The sequence below is a fragment of the Hydrogenophaga sp. GW823-FHT04C09 genome, assembly GCF_058796355.1.
In genome coordinates, this window is the sequence record NZ_JBXAIO010000004.1 from 214,895 (window position 1) to 226,005 (window position 11,111).

Sequence of the window (11,111 nt, forward strand, 5' to 3'; positions counted from 1 at the left end):
CCCCGCCACCGAACCGCACACGCCATGAACGCCAACCACATCCCGCCCATCACCGAAGACGACATCGCCAACTACCTGGCGAACACACCCGACTTCTTCGAGCGCCACGCCAGCCTGCTGGCGGCGGTGCAACTGACCAGCCCACACGGCCAGCGCGCGGTGAGCCTGCAGGAGCGCCAGGCCGAGATGCTGCGCGAGAAGATCCGGGGCCTGGAGCTCAAGGGCGCGGAGATGATCCGACACGGCAACGAGAACACCGTGATTGCCGACAAGCTGCAGCGCTGGACGCGCGAACTGCTGCTGACCCGCGACGCGCGCGAGCTGCCCGAGGTCACCACGAAGGCCATCGCCGACCATTTCCTGGTGCCGCAGGTGGCCATCAAGGTCTGGGACGTGGAGCCCGCGTACGCCGAGGAAGCCTTCGCCCAGGGCGCCAGCGACGACGTGAAGGCGTTTGCCTCGTCGCTCATGCGCCCGTACTGCGGAGCCAACCCGGGGCTGGAGGCGGCGCAGTGGCTGGCCGATTCGGCCTCGGCCGCCTCGCTGGCCCTGATTCCCCTGCGCGCGGGCATCGCGCCGCAAGCCTTTGGCCTGCTGGTGCTGGCCTCGCCCGACACCCAGCGCTTCGCGCCCGACATGGGCACCGACTTCCTTGAACGCATCGGCGAGCTGACCAGCGCGGCCCTGTCGCGCCTGCGCCCCCCGTACTGATTCTGGCGTCCATGAATCTGCCCGAGCGCTCCCTGGCTGACCCGACCGGGACGGGCGACGATGCCGCGCTGGTGCAGGCCTACCTGAACCACGTCCGGGTGGAAAAGCGGCTGGCGGACCGCACCGTCATCCTGTACACGCTCGATCTGGAGCGCCTGACGGCCCATGCCCGCGAGGCCGGTGTGGCCCTCAAGGCCGTTCAGAACGCCCACATCCGCCGCTGGATCGCGCAGATGCATGGTGCCGGGCGCAGCGCGCGCGGCATCGCGCTGATCCTTTCGGGCTGGCGCGGTTTTTATGTGTGGCTGGGCCGCCAGGGCCTCGTGGATCACAACCCGGTGCAGGACGTGCGCGCGCCCAAGGCCGGCAAGCCGCTGCCCAAGGCTTTGGGGGTGGACGATGCGGTGCAGCTGGCTTCGCACCAGGAGGCGTCGGACGACCAGGCCCTGGAAGCGCGCGACGCCTGCATCACCGAGTTGCTGTACGGCTGCGGCCTGCGCATCGGCGAGCTGGTGGGGCTGGACGTGGCCGCCAGTGGCAGCGCGCGCGGCTGGATCGATGCGCAGGACGGTGAGGCCCACGTGCTGGGCAAGGGCTCCAAGCGGCGCAGCGTGCCGGTGGGGCGCCAGGCGCTGGCGGCGCTCGCGGCGTGGCTGGCGCAGCGCGCGGCCTGGGCCGGCGAAGACCCCGCCCTGTTCATCGGTTCGCGTGGCCAGCGGCTGACGCCGCAGCACATCCGTGTGCGGCTCAAGCGCCGCTCTCTGCTGGCCGGGTTGTCCACGCCGGTGCACCCGCACATGCTGCGGCACTCGTTCGCGAGCCACGTGCTGCAGTCCAGCGGCGACCTGCGGGCGGTGCAGGAGCTGTTGGGCCACGCGAGCATCAGCACCACGCAGGTGTACACCCGGCTCGATTTCCAGCATCTCGCGCAGGTGTACGACGCGGCGCATCCGCGCGCGGGCAGCCGGGCCGGCCAGGCGCCCGAGCCACTGACCGGCCAGCCTGTGGCGCCGGTGCCGCGCACCCCGCGCTCACGCTGAAGCATGCCCCCTGGTGGCCCTGGCCCGGGGCATTGCTTGTAGGATGCTGCACCGCCTTGTGCGACCGTTCCATTTCAATCTTCCGGAGACCTTCATGATCAAGTTCCTCGCCGTGCTCAAGACCCTGATGCTGGGGGCCGTGCTGGCCACGTCCTTGCAGGCGCATGCCCAAGCCCAGGCCCAGCCTGCCGTCAAGGTGGTCTACCACCTGAGCGATGGCATTCCGCAGGCCACGCGCGCGATTCAGAACATCCGCAACCACCTGGCGGCGGACCCCACGGCCAAGATCGTGGTGGTGACGCACGGCGCGGGCATCGATTTCCTGCTGGACGGCGCCAACAACACGGCCGGCCAGCCGTTCTCCGGGGCGATCGGCGACCTGTCGGCCAAGGGGGTCGGCTTCTTTGTCTGCAACAACACTTTGGTGTCGCGCAACATCGATCCGGGCAAGGTGGCCATGGAAGCCAAGATCGTGCCTTCTGGCGTGGCGGAAGTCGCCCGCCTGCAGGCGCGTGAAGGCTTTGTTTATCTGCGGCCCTGAGTTTTTCTTTCTGAGACCTCGCGTCGGGCCGGTGGCGATGCCCGACTGCTCCGGCCCTGCTCGCGGGTGACTGCCCGGGTCCATCGCAACCCCCTCGTCAACACCAGGTTGGCACGCAGCCTCTGTGGCAACCGCGAATGGGGGCCTGCGCATTCGGGCATCGCCACCGTCCCGCAAGCAGCGCAGGCACACCACCGAGGGCGCGCCAAATTTTGTAGTGGGTCGGGTGGAGCGAAACCGAGGAAAGCAACCCCATCAGGCCTGTTTTTTGCATATCCCGAAAGAGGCACAAAACGCGAGGGTGGCATACACTTCCCGGTTGCCCATTTCGCCACCCCCTCATCTGCCAGCGCCTGCCATGTCACTCATCCCCGCGACCATCCTCACCGGCTTCCTCGGCTCTGGGAAAACCACGCTGCTCAAGCGCGTGCTCAGCGAGGCACACGGCCAGAAGATCGCCGTGGTCGAAAACGAGTTCGGTGAAGAGAACATCGACAACGAAATCCTGGTGGCCGACACCACCGAAAACATCATCCAGATGAGCAACGGCTGCATCTGCTGCACCATCCGCGACGACCTGCGCGCCACGCTGCAGGACCTCGCACAGAAGAAACGCAAGGGCGAACTCGACTTCGAACGTGTGGTCATCGAGACCACCGGGCTGGCCGATCCGGGCCCCGTGGCCCAGACCTTCTTCATGGACGACGAGATAGCCGAGCAATACCTGCTGGACTCCATCCTCACGCTGGTCGACGCCAAACACGCCGCCGAGCAACTCAACGAACGCCAGGAAGCCCGCCGCCAGGTGGGCTTTGCCGACCAGATCTTCATCAGCAAGTCCGACCTCGTGAGCGAGGAAGACCTCGGCGCCCTCACGCACCGCCTCAAGCACATGAACCCGCGCGCCCCCATGCGCCCGGTGCATTTCGGCGACGTGGCGCTCAAGGAAGTGTTCGACCTGCGCGGCTTCAACCTCAACGCCAAGCTCGACATCGACCCCGACTTCCTCAAGGTCGATGACCACGATCACGCGCACGACCATGGCCACGACGACCATGCGCACGAGCACCATGACCACGAGCACGATGAGCACTGCAACCACCCCTCGCACCAGCACGACCACGGTGGCCATGGCCACCATCACCACCACGACGACGATGTGAAAAGCTTCGTCTACCGCGCCACGCGCCCGTTCAGCCCGGAAAAGCTCGAAGACTTCCTGGGCGCGATCGTGCAGGTGTATGGACCGCGCATGCTGCGCTATAAGGGCGTGCTGCACATGCAGGGCACCGACCGCAAGGTGATCTTCCAGGGTGTGCACCAGCTCATGGGCAGCGACCTCGGGCCCGTGTGGGCCGAAGGCGAGCCGCGCACCAGCAAGATGGTCTTCATCGGCATCGACCTGCCCAAGGACATCCTGGTGCAGGGCCTGGACCAGAGCCTGGTCTGATGATGGCGATGGGCCGTGACCCCTTAGCCCCCCGTTCCGATCGGAGCTGAACGTGCCGTTTGTCTCGCTTCTCCAACGACGGGCCCGGGCCCCGGTGCGGGATTCCGGGAGGAACAGGCGGGGCTCGTTACAATCGCGGCCCAAGTTGGCCGGCCGGCCGCCTTTGCGGGCACCGATCGACCAATGCCGAGAGCCGTTCGGCAATGAGGGTATAACGTCGCATCCGGCGGCCCACCGTGATGCATCTCGGGCCCAGCCCGCCGCAGCGCACCGCCCGAGATCCCGCTTCGTCAGTCACTGAGAGGAGACCCGTTGTGAAAGCCCCGGCAACCAGGACAGCGAAATCAGGCAAACCCGCCGCGTCGGGAGCCAAGGCACGCGCGTCGGCGGCGAAAAAGACCACAACGGTGGCCAAAACCCAGAAAACCGCCGCCAAGCCCGCAGCCAAACCCTCCAAACCCGTGGCCAAGGCCGCGGTCAAAACCGTTGCCAAGACCCCTCTGAAAACCCCCGCCAAGACCGACGCGAAGCCTGCCGCCAAAGCCAAGACCCCGGCCAAGCCGGTGGTGAAGGCAGCGGTCAAGGCGGTCGCCAAGGGCAAGGCGGTGGTGGCCAAGAAGTCACCCGCCCCCAAGGCCACGCCCGCCAAAACCGCCGCGCGCGCGCCGGTGAAGGCGGCCACCCCTGCGGTCAAACCGGCGGCCAAGGCCGCCCCCAAAGCAACGACCCAGTCCGCTGCCAAAGCGGCTGTATCCTCCGTGACCCCTTCGGTTCCCAAGGCCGCGCCTGCCGCAGCCCCTGCTTCCAAACCTTCCAGCGCCAAGCGCCCGGCGGCTCCCCCACCGGTCGTGGTGGAGCCCACCCCTCGCCCTCTGGGCAAGCGGGCGGCCAAAAAGGTCATGATGGAGCAGATGACGCAGGCCGCCGTGGTCCCCACCCACGCCCCAGACGCTGTCAAAGCGACTTTCTCCCATATGAATCAACGTGCCGTCATGACCCCTCCCGTGCCATCCTCCATCCAGAAAGACCCCAAGCGGGCCAACAACTGGAAGACCCTGCCGGTCGAGCAACTCACCGACCTGGACGTGCAAGCCATGCCCGACAGTGAGTACATGAGCGACCTGCAGCTGGCCTACTTCCGTCGCAAGCTGTCCCAGCTCAAGGCCGACATGCTGGCCAACGCTGGCGAAACCACCGAGCACCTGCGCGAAGACACTGTGGTCGTGCCCGATCCGGCCGACCGCGCGACGATCGAAGAAGAACACGCGCTCGAATTGCGCACCCGGGACCGGGAACGCAAACTGCTGAAGAAGATCGAACAGGCGATCGCGCGCATCGACTCCGGCGACTACGGTTACTGCGAAGAAACCGGCGAGCCCATCGGTGTCGGTCGCCTGATGGCCCGGCCCACCGCCAGCCTTTCGCTCGAAGCCCAGCAGCGCCGGGAGCTCAAGCAGAAGATGTTCGGGGACTGAGCCCAGTCCCTCGCCGTTCGTTTCAGTTTCCGTTTCATTTCCGGTACCGACTTTCCATGTCCAAGGACGACTCCAGCGGCGGCTTCCTGTCCAAGGTGGTGAAGTTCGTGCGCCATCCGACCACCAGCTGGTCGGACCTGGACACCCGGACGGCCGATCGCGAGAGCGAGTACAGCAAGGCCGCGCTCAAGGAAATGATCGAGCGCAAGCGGCGCAACGACTTCGTGCGCAAGCGCGAGTTCGACATGCTGCGCAAGATCCGCAGCCGCGAGGGCACCGGGGCCGAAGGGCCCGGCATGCGTCCTTCGTTCTTCCAGAGCAGCCTGCCGTCCAAGCCGGACGACCGGGCCGAGACCCTGAAGAAGATCGATGAGATCGAGGCCCAGATGTCGATGCAGTGGTGGAAGACCAAGGGGCCCGATTCCCTGGTCAGCACCGGCTCCGGCCTGAACACCGGCACCCACGGCCCTGGCAACCTTGCCTCCGCCAAATCCAAGCAGGTGCCCCTGGCGCCCAGCGTGCCCGAGTCCAGCGTCCGGCAGCGCAAGGCGCAGTACGACGAGACCGAACCCGGTCCCTTGCCCAATCCGACCGCCTCCGCGCCTGCGACGGTGCAGTCGCTGGACATCCCGGCGCTGAACATCCCGGCGTCCGCCTCGGCACCCGCTGCCCTGCGCAAGAGCTGGAGCCCGGCGCAGGAACGCGAGGTGGCGTCCGCCGCCCCGCCGCCGCCTCCACAGCCGCCTGCGCGCACCGGCTTGGTGGCGCCCACGGCCACGAACGAGCACCGCAGTTCGGGCCAGGAGTTCTCGGCCTCGCATTTCTACGCCCTGGATGTGCAGGAGATCGCGCAGGACCCCGAAGTGGAGGAGGCCGCGATCCGTTTTGCCAACGGCGACGACGCCGGGGCGGAGCAGGGCCTGCTGGAGGTCTTGGGTGAGGGGGGCGCCAAAGCCGACGAAAAGGAAGACTGGCTGGCCCTGTTCGACCTGTACCGCGCCACGGGACAGCTCGCCCCCTTCGAGAGCCGCGCGGTGGATTTCGTCAACCGCTTCAGCCGTTCCGCGCCCCAGTGGTACGACATGCCCGAGACCGTGGCCGGCATGACCGGCAAGGTCTATGTGCCCTCCACCGGCCACAACCGCGCGGTGTGGGTGAGCGAGCCGGAACTGGACGCGCACGCGGTGGGCACCCTGCAGAACGTGCTGTTGCGCGCGGCACAGCCCTGGGTGCTCGACTGGACGCCGCTCGAAAGCATGGATCTCAAGGCGGCGCGCGCGCTGCTGGGCATCTTCACCTTGTGGGGCGACCAGGAAGTGGAGTTGCGCTTCCAGGGGTCGTCGCCGTTCCGGGACTTGCTCAAGAGCCAGACGCCCTCGGGCCGCCGCGACGTCGAACAGCTCTGGTGGGAGTTGCGCATGGCGGTGCTGCGCGTCATGAACCGGCCGGACGAGTTCGAACTCACCGCGCTCGATTTCTGCGTGACCTACGAGGTGTCGCCACCGGGTTGGGAAAAGCCGCGCTGCTACTACTCGTCGCAGTCGGCGGACAGGCCCGGCGAGGCCGGCCAATCGGTGCTGGGCGAGTCCGTGCTGGAGCAGGTGGCGTCGGGCTTCCCGCACAGCGAATCGGTGCTTGACAGCGAAGCGGGTGACTACAGCCAACTGGGTCTGGTCGAGCTCTCGGGCGAGATCCGAGGCGATCCGCAGGTCACGCTCGAAGCGCTGGAGCGCAAGCTCAAGGGCGCCGACGTGCTCATCATTTCCTGCCGCAACCTGATCCGGGTCGACTTTTCGGCCGCGGGCACCTTGCTCAACTGGGTGTCGAACCACCATGCCGAAGGGCGGGTGGTGCAGTTCGTGGACGCGCACCGGCTGGTGTCGGCGTTCTTCCACGTGATCGGCATCACCGAATACGCCAAGGTGGTCGTCCGCATCGACTGACCGAGGCCGCTGCCGGCCCTCCTTGCATTTCTGTTGCACAAACGCGCGCGCGCCGCCGTTGCAATCGCACAGACCGTCCTCAACTGAAGCGCCATGGAATCATTTCACGGAACCACCATCGTCTGCGTGCGGCGCGAGACACCCCAGGGCGTGCAGGTCGCCATCGGCGGTGACGGCCAGGTCACGCTGGGCCACATCGTCGTCAAGGGAACGGCCCGCAAGGTGCGCAAGCTCTACCGCGACCAGGTGCTCGCGGGTTTTGCCGGCGCCACCGCCGACGCCTTCACACTGTTCGAGCGCTTCGAGGCCAAGCTTGAAAAGCACCAGGGCCACCTGGTGCGCGCGGCCATCGAACTCACGCGCGACTGGCGCACCGACCGCGTGCTGCGCCGCCTGGAGGCCATGCTCGCGGTGGCCGATCACAGCGCTTCGCTGATCATCACCGGCAACGGCGACGTGCTCGAACCCGAGCACGGCATCGTGGCCATCGGTTCCGGTGGCGCGTACGCGCAGGCCGCGGCCAAGGCCCTGATCGACCACACCGACCTCAGCGCGGAAGAAGTGGTGCGCAAGTCGCTCGCGATCGCGGGCGAGCTGTGCATCTACACGAACATGAATCACACGGTGGAGGTGCTCTGATGTCCTCCATGACGCCGCAAGAGATCGTTTCCGAACTCGACCGTTTCATCATCGGCCAGAAGGGCGCCAAGCGCGCCGTGGCCATCGCCTTGCGCAACCGCTGGCGCCGCCAGCAGGTCGATGAAAAGCTGCGACCCGAGATCACGCCCAAGAACATCCTGATGATCGGACCCACCGGTGTGGGCAAGACCGAGATCGCGCGCCGCCTGGCCCGACTGGCCGATGCGCCCTTCATCAAGGTCGAGGCCACCAAGTTCACCGAGGTGGGCTATGTGGGCAAGGACGTGGACAGCATCATCCGCGACTTGGCCGACATCGCGATCAAGCAGACGCGAGAGGTCGAGATGCGCAAGCAGCGCACCCGCGCCGAAGACGCCGCCGAGGACCGCATTCTGGATGTGCTCATTCCGCCGCCGCGCGGCGTGGCGGGCGAGCCGTCCGCCGTGGCCACGCCGGAGGGCACCGCACGCCAGAACTTCCGCAAGAAGCTGCGCGAAGGCCAGCTCGACGAGCGCGACATCGAGATCGACCTGGCCGAGGCGCGGCCGTCGATGGAGATCATGGGCCCGGCCGGCATGGAAGAGATGGCCGAGCAACTGCGCGGCATGTTCAGCCAGATGGGAGCCGGCAAGCGCCAGACGCGCAAGCTCAAGATCGCCGAGGCCATGAAGCTGCTGATCGACGAAGAGGCGGGCAAGCTGGTCAACGAGGAAGAGATCAAGACCCGCGCGCTGCACAACGCCGAGCAGAACGGCATCGTGTTCATCGACGAGATCGACAAGGTAACTTCACGCAGTGACGCGGGCGGGGCCGAGGTGTCGCGCCAGGGCGTGCAGCGCGACCTGCTGCCGCTGGTGGAGGGCACCACGGTGTCCACCAAATACGGTGTGGTCAAGACCGATCACATCCTCTTCATCGCCAGCGGTGCGTTCCACCTCGCGCGGCCGAGCGACCTGATCCCCGAACTGCAGGGCCGTTTTCCGATCCGCGTCGAGCTGCAGTCGCTGTCGGTGGAGGACTTCGAGGCCATCCTCACGCAGACCCATGCCTCGCTGGTGAAGCAGTACCAGGAGCTGCTGGCCACCGAAGGCGTGACGCTGGCCTTTGCACCCGACGGCATCCGCCGCCTCGCGCAGATCGCCTACGACGTGAACGAGCGCACCGAGAACATCGGTGCGCGCCGTCTCTCCACCGTGATGGAGCATTTGCTGGACGAGGTGAGCTTCGACGCCACGCGCCTGCAAGGCCAGACCATCACCATCGACGCGGCCTATGTGGACGCCCGCCTGGGCGAACTCAGCCGCAACGAAGACCTTTCGCGCTACATCCTCTGAAGTCTCTCAGGGCCTCGGCTTCGCGCCGAGTGCCCTTTCGGCCCGTCCGCACCCCGTGTCGCGGGCGTCGCGCCAGCCTTTTTCCTCTCACCTGATCATTCATACAGCCCTGCGTGTAACAGGGTTTTGAAGCTTCACATGCAGTGCTTGTTGTAAGTGCTTGCTTTTAATGTGTTTTTGACCGCGATAAAGCTTCTAAATGCTTCCTAAGTGGTTGATTTCATTGAAAAAATGTGTAGCTGGCCCGTTGCGCGCAGGGTATTTCCTGATAAAGTGGAAAAAAGTGCAATTAAGTGGTGAAAAGTGTCTTCCAAGGGCTAAAAGCGGTGTTCCAGGGTGCGTCTTCTCTCAGTCTCGATGTGAAGGGCCGGCTGTCCATGCCGACCCGGCACCGGGACGCCCTGGGCGCGGCACTCACCATCACCAAGCACCCCCACGGCTGCCTCATGGTATTCCCCCGCAGCGCCTGGGAGCAGTTCCGTGACCGCATCGCCTCCTTGCCCATGCAGGCGCAGTGGTGGAAGCGCATCTTTCTGGGCAATGCGATGGACGTGGACATGGACACCTCCGGTCGCGTGCTGGTCTCGCCTGAACTGCGCGCGGGCGCCGGCATCAGCAAGGACGTGGTCCTGCTGGGCATGGGCGCCTACTTCGAGCTGTGGGACGCGCAGGTCTACGCGGCGCAGGAAGCCGAAGCCATGAAGGCCGAGATGCCCGATGTCTTCAAGGACTTCTCTTTCTAAGGGCCATGGTGCAAGGCGCATGGAACCATCAAACCGTCCTGTTGAACGAGGCTGTGCAAGCCCTCGGCATCAACCCGGACGGGCACTACGTCGACGCCACTTTCGGGCGCGGCGGCCACTCCCGGCTGATCCTCGAGCAGTTGTCCCGCAAGGGGCGGCTGACCGTCTTCGACAAAGATCCTCAGGCGGTCCAGGCGGCAAAGGAACTGGCGGCCAGCGATGGCCGTTTTTCCATCCGGCACGAGGGGTTCAGCCACCTGGGCGAACTGGGCGATGCGAGCGCCGACGGCCTGCTGATGGACCTGGGCGTGAGCTCCCCGCAGATCGACGACCCCGAACGGGGTTTTTCTTTTCGCCACGACGGACCTCTGGACATGCGCATGGACACCACGCGCGGCCAGAGCGTGGCTCAGTGGCTGGAGACGGCCGAGGTCTCAACCCTGTCGGAGGTCATTCGTGACTATGGCGAAGAACGGTTTGCTCAATCGATTGCAAAGGCGATTGATCGTCGCCGACAGGAACGGGGCCCTTTTCGAACCACCAGCGAGCTGGCCGAAGTCGTGGCTGGCGCGGTCAAAACCCGCGAGCCGGGCAAGGACCCTGCAACGCGCACATTTCAGGCTTTTCGGATTTTCATCAACGCCGAGCTTGAAGAGTTGCAACAAGCGCTAGAGGCCAGCCTGCACGTGTTGCGTCCCGGAGGAAAACTGGTGGTGATCAGCTTCCATTCGCTCGAAGACCGCATGGTCAAGCAGTTCATGGCGCGCCATTCGCGCGCCGTGGTGGACCGCCGCGTGCCTTTCGCCGAACCCGCGCCCATGGCCCTGTGCGGCCTCAAGCGCGTGATGCCTTCCGACGAGGAAGTCAAGGCCAATCCGCGCTCGCGCAGCGCCGTCATGCGCGTGGCCGAGCGCACGGAGGCGCCGGCATGATCCGCCTGAACCTCGTGCTGCTGGCGGCCGTGATCGCGAGCGCCTTCTACCTTGTGCACACCCAGTACGAATCGCGCCGGCTTTACACCGCGCTGGACCGCTCGCAGGCCCAGGCGCGCAAGCTGGAGTCCGAGCACGAGCAACTGCAGGTGCAGAAACGCGCCCAGGCCACGCCGGCGCGGGTGCAGCTGCTGGCCGCGCGCCAGCTGCAGATGCGCCCGGTGACGCCGGGCATCACGCAGTACGTCACCGTGTTCGAGCCGTCGCAGCCGGCGGCAACGAACCCCACGCCGGAGCGCTGAC

11 protein-coding genes are annotated in these 11,111 nt (G+C 66.2%); all 11 read left to right on the forward strand.

Going from position 1 to position 11,111, the window contains the following annotated elements; all coding sequences use genetic code 11:
* The first annotated feature begins 24 nt into the window (after positions 1-24).
* The 11 genes from AC1Q9M_RS13315 to ftsL all read left to right on the forward strand — a co-directional run bounded on the left by AC1Q9M_RS13315 (position 25) and on the right by ftsL (position 11,110).
* Positions 25-711, forward strand: coding sequence for a DUF484 family protein (locus AC1Q9M_RS13315; RefSeq protein WP_492434218.1), 687 nt, complete (start codon positions 25-27; stop codon positions 709-711).
* Between the two features lie 11 nt (positions 712-722).
* The gene (locus AC1Q9M_RS13320; RefSeq protein ID WP_492434220.1) at positions 723-1,751 is read left to right on the forward strand and encodes a tyrosine recombinase XerC; all 1,029 of its coding nucleotides are present in this window, start codon (positions 723-725) and stop codon (positions 1,749-1,751) included.
* Positions 1,752-1,845: 94 nt separating this feature from the next.
* Complete coding sequence (locus tag AC1Q9M_RS13325) at positions 1,846-2,292, forward strand: DsrE family protein (RefSeq protein WP_492434222.1); 447 nt, start codon at positions 1,846-1,848, stop codon at positions 2,290-2,292.
* Between the two features lie 358 nt (positions 2,293-2,650).
* Positions 2,651-3,742, forward strand: coding sequence for a CobW family GTP-binding protein (locus AC1Q9M_RS13330; protein ID WP_492434224.1), 1,092 nt, complete (start codon positions 2,651-2,653; stop codon positions 3,740-3,742).
* A gap of 314 nt (positions 3,743-4,056) precedes the next feature.
* Positions 4,057-5,217, forward strand: a complete 1,161-nt coding sequence (gene dksA, locus AC1Q9M_RS13335) for an RNA polymerase-binding protein DksA (RefSeq protein WP_444687339.1) — start codon at positions 4,057-4,059, stop codon at positions 5,215-5,217.
* A 56-nt stretch (positions 5,218-5,273) separates the two neighbouring features.
* On the forward strand, positions 5,274-7,160 hold the full coding sequence (locus tag AC1Q9M_RS13340) for an STAS domain-containing protein (protein ID WP_444687338.1): 1,887 nt from the start codon (positions 5,274-5,276) through the stop codon (positions 7,158-7,160).
* A 93-nt stretch (positions 7,161-7,253) separates the two neighbouring features.
* On the forward strand, positions 7,254-7,799 hold the full coding sequence (gene hslV / locus AC1Q9M_RS13345) for an ATP-dependent protease subunit HslV (protein ID WP_291118076.1): 546 nt from the start codon (positions 7,254-7,256) through the stop codon (positions 7,797-7,799).
* On the forward strand, positions 7,799-9,133 hold the full coding sequence (gene hslU / locus AC1Q9M_RS13350) for an ATP-dependent protease ATPase subunit HslU (RefSeq protein WP_444687337.1): 1,335 nt from the start codon (positions 7,799-7,801) through the stop codon (positions 9,131-9,133). Before hslV ends, hslU begins: the two co-directional genes overlap by 1 nt.
* A gap of 326 nt (positions 9,134-9,459) precedes the next feature.
* Positions 9,460-9,876 (forward strand): division/cell wall cluster transcriptional repressor MraZ, encoded by a 417-nt coding sequence (mraZ, locus tag AC1Q9M_RS13355; protein WP_291118081.1) that lies wholly within the window; start codon positions 9,460-9,462, stop codon positions 9,874-9,876.
* 5 nt (positions 9,877-9,881) lie between these two features.
* Positions 9,882-10,808, forward strand: a complete 927-nt coding sequence (gene rsmH / locus AC1Q9M_RS13360; protein WP_382154556.1) for a 16S rRNA (cytosine(1402)-N(4))-methyltransferase RsmH — start codon at positions 9,882-9,884, stop codon at positions 10,806-10,808.
* Positions 10,805-11,110, forward strand: coding sequence for a cell division protein FtsL (gene ftsL / locus AC1Q9M_RS13365; RefSeq protein WP_291118087.1), 306 nt, complete (start codon positions 10,805-10,807; stop codon positions 11,108-11,110). Before rsmH ends, ftsL begins: the two co-directional genes overlap by 4 nt.
* Position 11,111: the final 1 nt, after the last annotated feature.

Coding starts and splice junctions, on each gene's coding strand:
- AC1Q9M_RS13315 (WP_492434218.1), top strand. CDS start 25: ATGAACGCCAACCACATCCCGCCCATCACCGAAGACGACATCGCCAAC.
- AC1Q9M_RS13320 (WP_492434220.1), top strand. CDS start 723: ATGAATCTGCCCGAGCGCTCCCTGGCTGACCCGACCGGGACGGGCGAC.
- AC1Q9M_RS13325 (WP_492434222.1), top strand. CDS start 1,846: ATGATCAAGTTCCTCGCCGTGCTCAAGACCCTGATGCTGGGGGCCGTG.
- AC1Q9M_RS13330 (WP_492434224.1), top strand. CDS start 2,651: ATGTCACTCATCCCCGCGACCATCCTCACCGGCTTCCTCGGCTCTGGG.
- AC1Q9M_RS13340 (WP_444687338.1), top strand. CDS start 5,274: ATGTCCAAGGACGACTCCAGCGGCGGCTTCCTGTCCAAGGTGGTGAAG.
- hslV (WP_291118076.1), top strand. CDS start 7,254: ATGGAATCATTTCACGGAACCACCATCGTCTGCGTGCGGCGCGAGACA.
- hslU (WP_444687337.1), top strand. CDS start 7,799: ATGTCCTCCATGACGCCGCAAGAGATCGTTTCCGAACTCGACCGTTTC.
- rsmH (WP_382154556.1), top strand. CDS start 9,882: ATGGTGCAAGGCGCATGGAACCATCAAACCGTCCTGTTGAACGAGGCT.
- ftsL (WP_291118087.1), top strand. CDS start 10,805: ATGATCCGCCTGAACCTCGTGCTGCTGGCGGCCGTGATCGCGAGCGCC.